The 10,476-nt window shown below is 69.4% G+C and carries 9 protein-coding genes; 6 read left to right on the top strand and 3 right to left on the bottom strand.

Translation table 11 applies throughout. From position 1 onward, the window contains the following. Window positions 1–1,033: protein kinase domain-containing protein (locus tag GUY60_RS27080; protein WP_161702390.1), on the bottom strand; the 1,033-nt coding region annotated here is incomplete at its 3' end. 393 nt (window positions 1,034–1,426) lie between these two features. Here GUY60_RS27080 and GUY60_RS27075 point away from each other — a divergent pair. Both GUY60_RS27075 and GUY60_RS39775 read left to right on the top strand, forming a co-directional pair. Further along, window positions 1,427–2,995 carry a protein kinase domain-containing protein gene (locus GUY60_RS27075; protein ID WP_161702394.1) on the top strand — a complete coding sequence of 523 codons (1,569 nt, stop codon included), beginning with the start codon at window positions 1,427–1,429 and terminating at the stop codon, window positions 2,993–2,995. A gap of 136 nt (window positions 2,996–3,131) precedes the next feature. Beyond that, entirely contained in the window at window positions 3,132–3,311 is a 180-nt protein-coding gene (locus GUY60_RS39775; RefSeq protein WP_161702388.1) for a hypothetical protein, read from the top strand. Between the two features lie 224 nt (window positions 3,312–3,535). Here the strand turns inward: GUY60_RS39775 and GUY60_RS27065 are convergent, their stop codons facing one another. After that, a complete protein-coding gene (locus GUY60_RS27065; protein ID WP_161702386.1) occupies window positions 3,536–4,195 on the bottom strand; it encodes a response regulator in 660 nt (219 codons plus the stop codon). A 337-nt stretch (window positions 4,196–4,532) separates the two neighbouring features. Between GUY60_RS27065 and pdhA the strand changes: the two genes are divergently transcribed. The 4 genes from pdhA to GUY60_RS27045 all read left to right on the top strand — a co-directional run bounded on the left by pdhA (window position 4,533) and on the right by GUY60_RS27045 (window position 9,305). Then, window positions 4,533–5,792 carry a pyruvate dehydrogenase (acetyl-transferring) E1 component subunit alpha gene (pdhA, locus tag GUY60_RS27060; protein WP_161702384.1) on the top strand — a complete coding sequence of 420 codons (1,260 nt, stop codon included), beginning with the start codon at window positions 4,533–4,535 and terminating at the stop codon, window positions 5,790–5,792. A gap of 2 nt (window positions 5,793–5,794) precedes the next feature. Beyond that, complete coding sequence (locus GUY60_RS27055; RefSeq protein WP_161702382.1) at window positions 5,795–6,775, top strand: alpha-ketoacid dehydrogenase subunit beta; 981 nt, start codon at window positions 5,795–5,797, stop codon at window positions 6,773–6,775. A 14-nt stretch (window positions 6,776–6,789) separates the two neighbouring features. Then, a complete protein-coding gene (locus tag GUY60_RS27050; RefSeq protein ID WP_161702380.1) occupies window positions 6,790–8,208 on the top strand; it encodes a dihydrolipoamide acetyltransferase family protein in 1,419 nt (472 codons plus the stop codon). Between the two features lie 89 nt (window positions 8,209–8,297). Further along, window positions 8,298–9,305: a DMT family transporter gene (locus tag GUY60_RS27045; RefSeq protein WP_223178740.1), complete on the top strand. Its 1,008-nt coding sequence runs from the start codon at window positions 8,298–8,300 to the stop codon at window positions 9,303–9,305. Here the strand turns inward: GUY60_RS27045 and GUY60_RS27040 are convergent. Further along, a complete protein-coding gene (locus tag GUY60_RS27040) occupies window positions 9,241–10,221 on the bottom strand; it encodes a D-alanyl-D-alanine carboxypeptidase family protein (RefSeq protein ID WP_246235733.1) in 981 nt (326 codons plus the stop codon). The genes GUY60_RS27045 and GUY60_RS27040 overlap by 65 nt on opposite strands. Between the last annotated feature and the right edge of the window lie 255 nt (window positions 10,222–10,476).

The following is a 10,476-nucleotide window of genomic DNA, read 5'->3' as shown; positions in this document are numbered from 1 at the left end:
GTCCGTACGGATGTGGCTGGTACGGGGTCTGGACGCTGCCGGGGCCGGGCGCCGGAGTGCCCTGGTCGACCGGCGGGAAGACGGAGGCGCCGACGCCCGCGCCACTTCCCGTGTGCACACCCGGCACGATGCTGGGCGCGGCCCCGCCCTGCAGGGACTGCACGATCCGCAGGCACTCGTCGCGCATCGCGTCGGCGGTGGGGAAGCGCTCGTTCGGGTTCTTCTTCAGCGCACGGGCGACCAGCGCGTCCACGGCCGGGGGCAGCGAGCGGTTGATGGAGGACGGGGCGACCGGCTCCTCCTGAACGTGTGCATACGCGATGGCCAGGGGCGAGTCCGCCTCGAACGGCAGCCGCCCGGTGACCAGTTGGAACAGCATGATGCCGACCGAGTACAGGTCGGAGCGGGCGTCCACACCGCGGCCGAGTGCCTGCTCGGGCGAGAGGTACTGGGGGGTGCCGACGACCATGCCGGTCTGGGTCATTGAGGTGACGCCGGACTGCATGGCGCGCGCGATGCCGAAGTCCATGACCTTGACGATGTTGCGCTTCGTCACCATGACGTTGCCGGGCTTGATGTCGCGGTGGACCAGGCCCATCTCGTGGCTGATCTCCAGGGCCGCGAGCACATCCGCGGTGACCTTGAGGGCGCGGTCGGTGGGCATCGCGCCGAACTGCGCGACATCGGAGTCGAGGACGGAGCCGAGCGGCTTGCCCTCGACGTACTCCATCACGATGTACGGCATCGTCGAGCCGTCGAGGGCGTCCTCGCCGGTGTCGTAGACCGAGACGATGTTGGTGTGGGTGAGCTTGGCGACCGACTGGGCCTCGCGGCGGAAGCGCTCGCGGAAGGACTGCTCGCGGCCGAGCTCGGTGTGCAGGGTCTTGATGGCGACCTGCCGGTCGAGCACCGAGTCGTACGCCAGGTGGACCGAGGCCATGCCGCCTTCGCCGAGGAGATCCCGCAGCTGGTACCGGCCACCGGCCAGGGCACGTCCCGCGTACCGGTCGCCCTGTGCGCCGTCCTGGCTCATGTTCTGCGTCCCCCATCGGCGCCGTGAATGCGCGAAGATCCCTTGTGTTTCCGGGCCAAGTCTGCCGGAGGGCACTGACACGTCAAGCCAGGTGCCCGATCCGTGACCCTACGCGCAACAACCGTCTCGCAAGCGTTACCCACCGGCCTGAGTACGTGATGAGGATCCCTTTCCGGTGCCGGGAGCGAACCACTCGATTTGCCCAAAACCCCGGGTAACAGGTTTGATGGCCGGTCCATCTCGAACCAGCGCACTGCGCCGAGGCTGTAGCGTGGCCCGACGTGAGTCCGTGACAAGGGACGCGTGCGGTCGCCCAGCAGAGGCGCAGACAGGCGGGCGATGTCGGGTTACGGACCAGACGCGACCAGTTACGACAGGAAACGACGGCGAGGACTGATGGACCAGCAGCGCGCTCAGGGCCCGTCCGACCCCGAGGCGACTGGCGGCGGTATGTCAGATGCGCCTGAGTTGTGGGGTAATGGCGGGCTAGTCGGAGATGGACGATACCGGCTGACTCACAGACTCGGACGCGGCGGCATGGCCGAGGTCTTCGCCGCGGAAGACGTACGCCTCGGGCGCACCGTCGCGGTGAAGCTGCTCCGTACAGATCTCGCCGAGGACCCGGTCTCCAAGGCCCGCTTCACGCGTGAGGCCCAGTCGGTCGCGGGCCTCAACCACCATGCGGTGGTGGCGGTTTACGACTCCGGTGAGGACTTCATCGGCGGCAACACCATCCCGTACATCGTGATGGAGCTCGTCGAGGGCCGGACCATCCGTGACCTGCTCCTCAACGCCGAGGCGCCGGGGCCCGAGCAGGCCCTGATCATCGTGTCCGGCGTCCTGGAGGCGCTGGCCTACTCGCACCAGCACGGCATCGTGCACCGCGACATCAAGCCCGCCAACGTGATCATCACCAACACCGGTGCGGTGAAGGTGATGGACTTCGGCATCGCTCGGGCGCTGCACGGCGCCTCGCAGCAGATGACGCAGACCGGCATGGTCATGGGCACCCCGCAGTACCTCTCGCCGGAGCAGGCCCTCGGCAAGGCCGTCGACACCCGCTCCGACCTGTACGCGACAGGCTGCATGCTGTACGAACTCCTCGCGCTGCGGCCCCCGTTCACCGGTGAGACCCCGCTCTCGGTGGTCTACCAGCACGTGCAGGACATGCCGATCGCGCCGTCCGAGATCTCCGACGGGGTGCCGCCGGAGCTCGACGGGCTCGTGATGCGCTCCCTCGCCAAGGACCCGGACGACCGGTTCCAGACGGCCGAGGAGATGCGCGGCCTCGTCCAGTACGGCCTGCAGATGCTGCAGGAGCAGGGCGGCCACACGGGTACGTGGAACACCGGCGCCGTCGCCATGCACGAGGGCGGCAACACCCCGGCGATGGGGATGACGGGCACCGCTGCCCGGCAGCACCCCGGGGACAGCGGCGGTACCGCGCAGATCCAGCAGCCGATGCTGCGGCCGATCGGCGACGACGACGGCGGCTTCGACGGTGGCGGCCGTGACGGTGGCCGGGGCGGACGCGGTGGCCACGGTGGTCGTGGCGGGCGCGGCAAGATGTGGCTTTTCGCGGTCCTCGCGATCGTCGCCATAGCGGTGGGCGTCGCCGTGGCCCTGAACGCCGCGAGCGGTGACAAGAAGACGCCGGACACCAAGGACCCGACGCCGACCGTCTCCCAGTCGGAGGAGGCCTCCGAGGAGCCGACCGACGAGGAGACGACGGAGGAGGAGACGGAGCCGGGCAGCACGGGCGGCAACCCGGACTACTCCGAGACCCCGACGCAGCCCTCGTTCACGCCGAGCACCGACCCGAGCACGCAGGAGCCCACCGAGGACCCGACGACCCAGGAGCCGACGGAGGACCCGACGACTCAGGAGCCCACCGAGGACCCGACGACTCAGGAGCCGACGGACCCGATCACCCTGGATCCGACGGACGGCGCCGGGAACTGATCCCGCGCTCAGGCATACGGAAAGGGCCCGCTCACAGCGTCAGTGAGCGGGCCCTTCCGCGTACCGCGCCGCAGTCCGCGCCGCAGTCCGCGCCGCCCACGCTGTGCACGCGTACGAACTGTGGCTCGATACGGAGATGGACCGGGTCGAAGAGTTCGCCGTCCACGAAGTGCGGGGCGGGGCCGAAGAGTTCGAGTTCCGCACGGACCAGTGGCCGTCGGTGCCGGTGCCGGTGCCGGTGTCGGTGCCGGTGTCCGCGGTGTGGAAGTTGTCCGCGCCGTACGCGACGACGCTGCCCTGGCAGGCCTGGTGGTAGCCGAAGCCGCGGTGCATCCGCAGGACGACGCGACACGTCCGTACGGGACTCGGCTGAGCAGGTCGACGGCGCGGAGTTCTTCGGTGGACATGCATTCCACTTTTCACCGGTGCGGGGCGGTGCGAAAGAGCCGCCCGCCCCGAGCGGCGAGGACATAAGTCCTCGGCAATTCCCGGGAAAGCCCGTCAGTCCAGTACGTCAGTCCAGTACGTCAGCGCAGTACGTCAGCGCTTTTCCGCCTGCATACGCGCGACGAACGCGGCGGCCTGCGAGCGGCGTTCCATACCCAGCTTGGAGAGCAGGCTGGACACGTAATTCTTGATGGTCTTCTCGGCCAGGTGGAGCCGCTCGCCGATGGCGCGGTTGGTGAGGCCCTCTCCGATCAGGTCGAGGATCTTGCGCTCCTGCTCGGTGAGGCCCGCCAGGCGGTCGTCGCCGCGCTTGGCGCCGCCGTCCCGCAGCCGCTCCAGGACGCGTGCCGTGGCGACCGGGTCGAGCAGCGACTTGCCCGCGGCCACGTCACGGACCGCGGTGAGCAGTTCGTTGCCGCGGATCGCCTTCAGGACGTACCCCGAGGCGCCGGCCATGATCGCGTCGAAGAGTGCCTCGTCGTCCGCGAACGAGGTCAGCATCAGGCACTTGATGTCCTCGTTCTGGGAGCGGATCTCGCGGCAGACCTCGACCCCGCTGCCGTCCGGCAGGCGGACGTCGAGCACCGCGACATCGGGGCGGGTGGCGGGAATCCGGACGAGGGCGTCGGCGGCCGTGCCCGCCTCGCCCACGACCTCGATGTCCGGCTCGACGGACAGCAGCTCGTGGACTCCGCGACGGACGACTTCATGGTCGTCGAGCAGAAATACGCTGATTTTTCCTTCTTCGTGCACGGAGTCAGTGTCACACATTGACTCTTCCAATGCTCTGGGTGGCCGGGATAACGTTCCGCTTGTTCCGGCCCCCTGCAAGGCGCTGACCAGTAGTTGTTCCCGCTTTCCCGTATTTACTTGGAAATCCAAGCAAAATCGCAGGTCAAGTGGGGTTTCGCAGATATGCGAAGCACTGGGTAACGTGCTTTGTGCAGGGCGCTCGCCGGGGCACCTGTCACGCCTGTTTCCTGGATGACGCCCAGCAGCGCACACACCCCGTGCGCGGGCAGGGACAACAGGCGAGCCGCACTGGCTTACCCGGCGGATCCCGGGAAGCCGGACCGACGGAGGAGCACACGTGACCGTGGAGAGCACCGCCGCGCGCAAGCCCAGCCGCAGCAGCAACAGCAGCGGCGCCGGCACCAAGCGCGCGACCGCCAAGAAGTCGCCGGGGAAGGCACCGGCGAAGAAGGCGGCGGCGAAGAGCGCGACGCGCGACGCAGCACAGCGCGAGGCAAGCCCGCACGACGTAAGCCAGCACGATTCCGAACTCGTCCAGCTGCTCACCCCTGAGGGGAAGCGGGTCGAGCACCCCGAGTTCTCGATCGACCTCAGCCCGGACGAACTGCGCGGTCTGTACCGCGACATGGTCCTCACCCGCCGCTTCGACGCCGAGGCCACCAGCCTGCAGCGGCAGGGCGAGCTGGGCCTGTGGGCCTCGCTGCTCGGCCAGGAGGCCGCGCAGATCGGCTCGGGCCGGGCCCTGCGCGACGACGACTACGTCTTCCCGACCTACCGCGAGCACGGCGTCGCCTGGTGCCGCGGCGTCCCGCCGGAGAACCTGCTCGGCATGTTCCGCGGCGTCAACCACGGCGGCTGGGACCCGAACACCAACAACTTCCAGCTGTACACGATCGTCATCGGCTCGCAGACCCTGCACGCCACCGGGTACGCGATGGGCGTGGCCAAGGACGGCGCGGACTCGGCGGTCATCGCGTACTTCGGTGACGGCGCGTCCAGCCAGGGCGATGTCGCGGAGTCCTTCACGTTCTCCGCGGTCTACAACGCACCGGTCGTGTTCTTCTGCCAGAACAACCAGTGGGCGATCTCCGAGCCCACCGAGAAGCAGACCCGCGTACCGCTCTACCAGCGCGCCCGTGGCTACGGCTTCCCCGGTGTCCGGGTCGACGGCAACGACGTCCTCGCCTGCCTGGCCGTGACCCGCTCTGCCCTCGAGCGGGCCCGGCGCGGCGAAGGGCCCACGCTGGTCGAGGCGTTCACGTACCGCATGGGTGCGCACACCACCTCCGACGACCCCACCAAGTACCGCCGGGACGAGGAGCGGGAGGCCTGGGAGGCCAAGGACCCGATCCTGCGGCTGCGGACGTATCTGGAGTCGGAGAAGATCGCGGACGCCGCCTTCTTCACGTCGCTCGAAGAGGAGAGCGAGGTGCTCGGCAAGCGGGTCCGCGAGGCGGTCCGCGCGATGCCGGACCCCGACCCGATGGCGATCTTCGACAACGTCTACGCCGACGGAAGCGCGCTCGTGGACGAGGAGCGCGCACAGTTCGCCGCTTACCAGGCGTCGTTCGCTGATTCGGTGGAAGAGGGCAAGTGACCATGGCCGTACAGAAGTTGCCGATCGCCAAGGCGATCAACGAATCCCTGCGCAAGGCCCTCGACACCGACCCCAAGGTCCTGATCATGGGTGAGGACGTCGGCAAGCTCGGTGGCGTCTTCCGGGTCACCGACGGGCTGCAGAAGGACTTCGGCGAGGACCGGGTCATCGACACTCCGCTCGCCGAGTCCGGCATCGTCGGCACGGCCATCGGGCTCGCGCTGCGCGGCTACCGGCCGGTCGTGGAGATCCAGTTCGACGGCTTCGTCTTCCCCGCGTACGACCAGATCGTCACGCAGCTCGCCAAGATGCACGCCCGCGCGCTCGGCAAGGTCAAGATGCCGGTCGTCATCCGCATTCCGTACGGCGGTGGCATCGGCGCGGTCGAGCACCACTCCGAGTCGCCGGAGGCGCTGTTCGCGCACGTCGCGGGGCTCAAGGTGGTCTCGCCCTCCACGTCGAACGACGCGTACTGGATGATGCAGCAGGCCATCCAGAGCGACGACCCGGTGATCTTCTTCGAGCCGAAGCGGCGCTACTGGGACAAGGGCGAGGTCGACACCGACGCCATCCCCGGACCGCTGCACTCCGCGCGCACCCTGCGGGAGGGCTCCGACCTGACCCTTGTCGCGTACGGGCCGATGGTGAAGGTCTGCCTGGAGGCCGCGGCGGCCGCGCAGGAGGAGGGCAAGTCCCTGGAGGTCGTCGACCTGCGCTCGATGTCGCCGATCGACTTCGACACGGTGCAGGCCTCGGTGGAGCGCACCGGCCGCCTCGTCGTCGTGCACGAGGCCCCGGTGTTCTACGGTTCCGGCGCGGAGATCGCCGCGCGCATCACGGAGCGCTGCTTCTACCACCTGGAGGCGCCCGTCCTGCGGGTCGGCGGCTTCCACGCGCCGTATCCGCCGGCGCGGGTGGAAGAGGAGTACCTGCCGGGCCTTGACCGGGTGCTCGACGCCGTCGACCGCTCGCTGGCGTACTGAGGGGAGCTGGACCAATGGTGTACGAGTTCAAGTTGCCCGATGTGGGCGAGGGTCTGACCGAGGCGGAGATCCTCAAGTGGTACGTCGCGCCCGGGGATGTTGTCTCCGACGGGCAGGTCGTCTGTGAGGTCGAGACGGCGAAGGCTGCTGTGGAGTTGCCGATTCCGTTCGACGGGGTCGTGCGGGAGTTGCGGTTCGCCGAGGGCGTGACGGTGGATGTCGGCCAGGTGATCATCACCGTGGGTGGGGCTGGGGAATCGGCGCCCGAGCCTTCGGTTGAGGTCCCGGCTGCGGAGCCCGAGGAGCCTCGGGGGCGTCAGCCTGTGCTGGTGGGGTACGGCGTCGCGGAGTCGTCGACCACCCGGAGGGCACGTAAAAGTGACCCGGCACGTGGGGTTGTGCCCACCCGTCCCGCCCCTGGCGTCCCAGTTGCCCACAACGGGAGCGGGAGCGGGACCGGCGCCGGCACCGGGGCGGCTGTCCCCGCCCCCGCACCGGTCGCGAATGGGGCCGCCAACGGCACCGCCGCCCCCGCCAACGGCAATCGCCCCCTCGCCAAACCCCCCGTCCGTAAGCTCGCCAAGGATCTTGGTGTGGATCTCGCGGCCGTGATCCCCTCCGGGCCCGGCGGGGTCATTACGCGGGAGGACGTGCACGCGGCGGTCGCGCCCGTGGCGGAGGTTCCCGCGCAGGTGGCCGCGCCCGCGCCCGCTGCCGTGGTCGTCGACGGGGAGCGTGAGACCCGTGTCCCCGTCAAGGGTGTGCGGAAGGCGACCGCGCAGGCGATGGTCGGGTCGGCGTTCACCGCGCCGCATGTCACGGAGTTTGTGACCGTCGACGTGACGCGGACGATGAAGCTGGTCGAGGAGCTGAAGGCCGACAAGGAGATGCAGGGGCTGCGGGTGAACCCGCTGCTGCTGATCTCCAAGGCGCTGCTCGTAGCGATCAAGCGGAACCCGGACGTCAGCGCCGCCTGGGACGAGGCGAACCAGGAGATCGTGCGCAAGCACTACGTGAACCTGGGCATCGCCGCCGCCACCCCGCGCGGTCTGATCGTGCCGAACATCAAGGACGCGCACGCCCTGACCCTGCCCCAACTGGCCGAGGCACTCGGTGAGTTGGTGTCCACGGCCAGGGAGGGCAAGACGTCCCCGGCCGCGATGCAGGGCGGCACCGTGACGATCACGAATGTGGGGGTCTTCGGGGTCGACACCGGCACGCCGATCCTCAACCCCGGTGAGTCCGCGATCCTCGCGGTCGGTGCGATCAAGCTGCAGCCGTGGGTGCACAAGGGCAAGGTCAAGCCCCGGCAGGTCACGACGCTCGCGCTCTCCTTCGACCACCGGCTCGTCGACGGTGAGCTGGGCTCGAAGGTGCTCGCCGATGTCGCGGCCATTCTGGAGCAGCCCAAACGCCTGATCACCTGGGCCTGACCCGTATGTCCCCGAGCCCGGGTGTGCCCTCACGGGTGCATCCGGGCTCACCCCTGTCCCCGCCCACGAAACCCACGAAGGCTTCTGCCGTGCACGTCGTCTGGTTGCTCCTCGCCGTCTTCTCCGGTGCGCTCATATCCCTGCAGGCCCGTATCAACGGCCAGCTCGCCGCCGAGCTCGGCGACGGCACGGCCGCCGCGGTCCTCTCCTTCGGCTCGGGCCTCCTCGTGCTCTCGGTCGGCCTCGCCCTGACGCGCGGCGCCCGGCAGGGGCTCGGCCGGCTTGTGCGGGACGTACGGGCGGGGCGCCTGAAGTGGTGGCAGCTGCTGGGCGGCTTCGGCGGCGCGACCTTCGTACTCGCGCAGGGCCTGGCCGTCGGGGCGCTCGGCGTCGCCCTGTTCACCGTCGCGATGGTCGCCGGGCAGGTGGGCGGCGGGCTCCTGGTGGACGCGCGGGGGCTCGGTCCGGCGGGGCCGCAGCGGCCGACGGTGCGCCGCGCGGTGGGCGCGGTGCTCCTGCTCGTCGCGGTGGGGGTGTCGATGGCGGACCGGCTCGGCGCCGGGTTCCCGTATCTGATGCTGGTGCTGCCGCTGATCGCCGGGATCTGTGTGAGCTGGCAGCAGGGCGTGAACGGCCATGTGCGGCTCTCGTCCGGGTCCGCGTACACCGGTACGTACGTCAACTTCCTTACCGGGACTGCCGCGTTGGGCCTGGTCTTCGTGGGGCACGCGGTCGCGGCCGGGGTGCCCGCGGGGCTGCCCGGCGACCCGTATCTCTACCTCGGTGGCCTGGTCGGCATCGCGTTCATCTCGGTCGCCGTGGCCACCGTGCAGAAGCTGGGCGTCCTGCTGCTCGGCCTGTGCACGATCACCGGCCAGCTGCTCGGCTCGATCGCCCTCGATGTGTTCCTGCCGCACGGTGACGCGGCGGTCAGCGCGTTCACGGTGGGCGGCGCGGCGCTCGCGCTCGCGGCCGTGGCGCTCGCGGCGGTGTCCGGCTCCCGCGGGGACGGCGGGAGCCGGATCAGGGCCGTCAGTCCTGCTGCGCGGAGCTCGGCAGCGAACGCAGCCGCATCGTCTTCGCGGAGTTCGACTTGAAACCGTGGTCGAGCATCTTCGCGGCGTCGGTCCAGCGGTTCGCGTCGTTCAGGATCGCGCCGACCAGGGTCTTGTCGCCACGGACCGCGGCGAACACCAGGCAGGGGCCTGCGGCGGTGCCTGTACCGGTCTTGATGCCGATGGCGCCCTTGTAGGAGCCGAGCAGCTTGTTGGTGTTGTACCAGGTGTAGGTGCGGGTGCCGCCGCTGCTCGCGGGCGCCTTCTGCTGGGTGCTCTTTGACTTCACGACGGTGCGGAACGTCGCGTTCTTCACCGTGTGCGCGGCGAGTTTCGTGAGGTCCTTCGGCGTCGAGTAGTTGCTGCCGCCCTTCGAGATGCCGTCGAAGGAGTCGAACTTGGTGTTCTTCATGCCGAGCGCGGCGGCCTTCTTGTTCATCTTCGAGATGAACGAGGCGGTACGGGCCTTCACCGTCGAGCCGCTGCCGAAGGTGTCGGCCAGCGCGTACGCGGCGTCGCAGCCGGAGGGCAGCAGCGTCGCGTAGAGCAGTTGGCGCACGGTGAGCTTGTCGCCGGTGCGCAGGTCGGCGGTGCTGGCGCCGTTGGCCGTGACGTAGTCCCGGTAGGTCTTCTTGACGGTGATCTTGCGGTCGAGCTTCAGGCCGGCGGTGTCGAGGACGACGGCCGCGGTCATGACCTTGGTGGTGGAGGCCATCTGCCGCTTGGTGTCGACGGCCTTCCCGAACAGCTGCTTCCCGGTCCCGGCGTCCGCGAGATAGGCGCCCTTGGCGCTGACGGACGGGGTGGTGGCGGTGGGTGCGGCGGCCTTGGCGGCGGTCGGTGCGGTGGCGGCCTGGGCGGGCGCCGCCAGCGGGCCGGCGACCAGGGCGGCGCCGGTCGTGAGGACTACGGCGGCGGTTCTGCGTACGCCACGGATGCCGTGGGTGCTACGAGTCAAAGTCGGTGCTCCGAATTCGCGAAAACCTCTGGGTGAGCCGAACAAAAGGGCTCAAATTGGAACGACAGAACGGGGGTTCCGGATACAAGACGTTCGGCCGGTGCGAATGGATGCGCACTCGTGCGGGTGAACCCGATTCGGTGGAGCTGACCCCGCAGGGGCGCCCCGTCCCGGCTGTCCCGTATCGCGGACCCGGTTTCCTGATGCACCCCTGTTGTATCTATGCTGTGCGCATGCCATCCGCCCCAGCCCCCC

Origin of the sequence: Streptomyces boluensis (assembly GCF_009908195.1) — a bacterium.
In the GTDB taxonomy this organism is placed as follows: Bacteria; Actinomycetota; Actinomycetes; order Streptomycetales; family Streptomycetaceae; genus Streptomyces; species Streptomyces boluensis.
The sequence above is the reverse complement of the archived record's forward strand: the minus strand, read 5'-3'. Positions and strand labels throughout refer to the sequence as shown.

Coding starts and splice junctions, on each gene's coding strand:
- GUY60_RS39775 (WP_161702388.1), top strand. CDS start 3,132: ATGGACCGGGTCGAAGAGTTCGCCGTCCACGAAGTGCGGGGCGGGGCC.
- GUY60_RS27050 (WP_161702380.1), top strand. CDS start 6,790: ATGGTGTACGAGTTCAAGTTGCCCGATGTGGGCGAGGGTCTGACCGAG.
- GUY60_RS27055 (WP_161702382.1), top strand. CDS start 5,795: ATGGCCGTACAGAAGTTGCCGATCGCCAAGGCGATCAACGAATCCCTG.